Here is a 3844-nt window from a genome sequence, read left to right as displayed (position 1 = left end):
GTCGACATCTCGCCGCATCTTCATGCCGAGATCCCGCGCCGCCAGGCCTGGCTGCGCGCTACAGCTGAGGGCAGGGAGCCAAACCGCTTCCGTCCGCTCTCCTTTGCGCCGCCGGCAGCCTGGACGGACGCCGCGGTCGACTACGCGCCGGCCGAGATGGCCATGCCGTGCCTGATGCCGGAAGATGCGGACCGCTTCGGTGCGACCTGGAAATGCGGCGGCGGCACCGTCTGCACGCCGCTGGCCACCGCTTCGGGCGTGCACACGAAACTGGCGCAATGCCTGCTGCCCAAGGACAGCGAAAAACTGTTTTCCGGCCATCCCTGCCTGACCGGCTCGATCGCCAGCAATGCGGCGCAGCCTTTCAACGACCGCTACAGCAAATCGGGCCAGTTCGCGGCCTTCGCGCCTGCCGCGTCGCGCACCGCCTACACCTGCCGTCCGCCGAAGATCGGCGTGCCGGGCGGCATCGCCTATCGCGGCTGCGACGACAAGGACCGTGCCTTCGCGGCCTTCAAAGCTGGCAAGCCGATGCCGAACGAGATTTGCGGGCTGGTCGGCGGCAAGAAATTCGACATCTGCGTGGCCACCAACAATTTCGACCAATGCCTTGGCGGCGCCGTCAATCGCGGCAACCGGCCGGCCTGTTCGGCCGATCATTTCTGCCGCGAGGACTATATGTGCCAATCGCTGCCGCCGGACACGCCGGGCATCGGCAAAGTGAAAGGCATCGGCTTCTGCTCGCCGACCTATTTCATCTTCCAGATGCGCATCGACAATCACGCGACACCGTGGGGCAGCCCTGTCCGCGCCACCATGGGAGCGGGGTTCGGGGCGGCGGAAGAGGAGTGAGTTGCCGGCGTCTCACAGCGGGATGTTGTCGTGCTTCTTCCAGGGGTTCTGCATGTCCTTGTTGCGCAGCATGCGGAGCGCCCGCGCAATACGGCGGCGGGTCGAGTGCGGCATGATCACCTCGTCGACATAACCGCGTTCGGCGGCGACGAAGGGCGACAGGAAGCGATCCTCGTATGCCTTTGTATGGGCTGCGATCTTTTCGGCATCACCGATGTCCTTGCGGTAGATGATCTCGACCGCGCCCCTCGCACCCATCACCGCGATCTGTGCCGTTGGCCAGGCATAGTTCATGTCGCCGCGCAGGTGTTTTGAGGCCATCACGTCATAGGCGCCGCCATAGGCTTTTCTGGTGATGACTGTGATCTTCGGCACGGTGGCCTCGGCATAGGCGAACAGCAGTTTCGCGCCATGCTTGATCAGCCCGCCATATTCCTGCGCTGTACCGGGCAGGAAGCCGGGGACATCGACGAAGGTGACGATCGGAATCGAAAAACAGTCGCAGAAGCGCACGAAGCGCGCCGCCTTGCGGCTGGCGTCCGAATCGAGCACGCCGGCCAGCACCATTGGCTGGTTGGCGACGAAGCCGACCGTGCGGCCCTCGACGCGCCCGAAGCCGGTGACGATGTTCTTGGCGAAATTCTGCTGGATCTCGAAGAAGTCGCCTTCGTCGGCGACCTTCAGGATCAGCTCCTTGATGTCGTAGGGCTTGTTGGCGTTGTCGGGAATCAGCCGGTCGAGCGACAAATCATGGTCGGTGACCGACTGGTAGCATTCGATCTCGGGAAGCTCCGATGTGTTGGAAGCCGGCAGCAGGTCGACCAGCCGGCGCATCTGCAGCAGCGCCTCGACGTCATTGTCATAGGCGCCGTCGGCGATCGAGGATTTCGTCGTGTGGACGGAAGCGCCGCCGAGACTCTCGGCGGTCACCGTTTCGTTGGTCACGGTCTTCACCACATCCGGTCCGGTGACGAACATGTAGGAGGTATCGCGCACCATGAAGATGAAGTCGGTCATGGCAGGCGAATAGACATCGCCGCCGGCGCATGGACCCATGATGACGGAAATCTGCGGGATGACGCCTGAGGCAAGCACGTTGCGCTGAAAGATCTCGGCATAGCCGCCGAGTGCTGCGACGCCTTCCTGGATGCGCGCGCCGCCGGCATCGTAGAGGCCGATGATCGGCGCCCGGTTGCGCAGCGCCATCTCCTGTACCTTGATGACCTTCTCGGCATGCGCTTCCGACAGCGAGCCGCCGAACACGGTGAAATCCTTGGCGAAGAGATAGACCGGGCGGCCGTTGACCGTGCCCCAGCCGGTGACGACGCCGTCGCCGGCGATCTTGGTCTTCTCCATGCCGAAGTCGGTCGAGCGGTGTTCGACATACATGTCGAATTCCTCGAAAGAGCCCTCGTCGAGAAACACCTCGATGCGTTCGCGCGCGGTGAGCTTGCCCTTCTTGTGCTGGGCATCGATGCGGGCCTGGCCACCACCCATGCGGGCGATCTCGCGGCGGCGCTCGAGTTCCTTCAGCACGTCCTTCATCGATTACCTCCCAAGCCAGCGGCATTTCGTGGTAATCGTGCCGGCAAGCGAGCGCAAGCGCCGCTTGCTCCGTGGATTTTGCTGCGCTGCAGCATGACGCCCCTTGCATTTGGTGGCGAACTGGGCCATATGCGGCGGCATAGGCGCTTGGGCCGGGACTTATCCGGCCTTCTCGACGAATGAGACTGGTTGCGTCTGTTTTCCCTCTTTCCGGTATATCGGCCCTTTTTCCGGTAAATCACAAAGCGGCGAAAAAGCCCCGTGGCATGATGCCTGCGGGCACGACAGCGCAGCCGAGTGGACGAACCCGTCCGCCCGCCTTGTCGTTTCATGAAAATTTGTTCGACGGCAGGTTGCGCCCTGCCGCCATCGATGTTTGCGGCCAGAAGCCGCGTGAAAGAAGATTATTTTGACCAACGAAAACACTTTGCCCGGTAGCAACACTGCGGAACTCACCGGTTTCGCGGCACTGGGTATTACGGGCGCGCTGCTCAAGGCCACCCACAACGCCGGCTTCACCGAGCCGAAGCCTATCCAGGCGCAGGCGATCCCGCCGCAGATGGAAGGCCGTGACATTTTCGGCATCGCCCAGACCGGCTCCGGCAAGACCGCGGCCTTCGCTCTGCCGATCCTGTCGAAGATCATCGCACTCGGCACCAAGCGCCGGCCGAAGACGGCGCGTGCGCTTATCCTGGCGCCGACGCGCGAACTCGCCGTGCAGATCGAGGACACGATCAAGATCCTCGCCAAGGGCGCGCATGTCTCGACCGCGCTCGTGCTTGGCGGCGTCTCGCGCTTCAGCCAGGTGAAGAAGGTTGCGCCCGGCGTCGATATCCTGATCGCAACGCCCGGCCGGTTGACCGACCTGGTGCGTGAGGGCGACCTCATGCTTGCCGACACCAAATGGCTGGTGCTCGACGAGGGCGACCGCATGCTCGACATGGGCTTCATCAACGACGTCAAGCGCATCGCCAAGGCGACCGCGCCCGATCGTCAGACGGTGCTGTTCTCGGCGACCATGCCCAATGAAATCGCCGAACTGGCCAAGGGCCTGCTGAAGAACCCGATCCGCGTCGAAGTCGCGCCGCAAAGCACGGCAGCGGCCGAGATCGTGCAAGGCGTCGTCTTTGCCCGCACCAAGCAGAAGCGCCAGGTGCTGTCGACGATGCTCGCCGATGAGGCGATGAAGTCCGTCATCATCTTCTCGCGCACCAAGCATGGTGCCGACAGGGTGACCAAGGACCTCGAGCGCGATGGCTTCAAGGCCGCCGTCATTCACGGCAACAAGTCGCAGAACGCCCGCCAGAAAGCGCTGAACGATTTCCGCGACGGCTCGGTGCGCATTCTGGTGGCGACCGACATCGCGGCGCGTGGCATCGACGTGCCCGGCATCAGCCATGTCGTGAATTTCGACCTGCCGGATGAAGCCGAGAGCTACGTCCACCGC

Annotated in this window: 2 protein-coding genes and 1 pseudogene; 2 read left to right on the top strand and 1 reads right to left on the bottom strand. The window is 63.4% G+C overall.

Going from position 1 to position 3844, the window contains the following annotated elements:
* Nucleotides 1-852: pseudogene (locus EN884_RS28850) on the top strand (hypothetical protein); the annotation flags it as partial.
* Between the two features lie 12 nt (nt 853-864).
* Here EN884_RS28850 and EN884_RS28845 read toward each other — a convergent pair.
* Nucleotides 865-2397: an acyl-CoA carboxylase subunit beta gene (locus EN884_RS28845; RefSeq protein ID WP_013531455.1), complete on the bottom strand. Its 1533-nt coding sequence runs from the start codon at nt 2395-2397 to the stop codon at nt 865-867.
* Between the two features lie 409 nt (nt 2398-2806).
* Between EN884_RS28845 and EN884_RS28840 the strand changes: the two genes are divergently transcribed.
* On the top strand, nt 2807-3844 hold a 1038-nt coding region (locus EN884_RS28840; RefSeq protein WP_164895207.1), incomplete at its 3' end, for a DEAD/DEAH box helicase.

Source organism: Mesorhizobium sp. M7A.F.Ca.AU.001.01.1.1 (genome assembly GCF_004022735.1).
Classification (GTDB): domain Bacteria; phylum Pseudomonadota; class Alphaproteobacteria; order Rhizobiales; family Rhizobiaceae; genus Mesorhizobium; species Mesorhizobium ciceri.
Note: the sequence above shows the minus strand (reverse complement) of the source record. Positions and strands in the feature narration are given on the sequence as shown.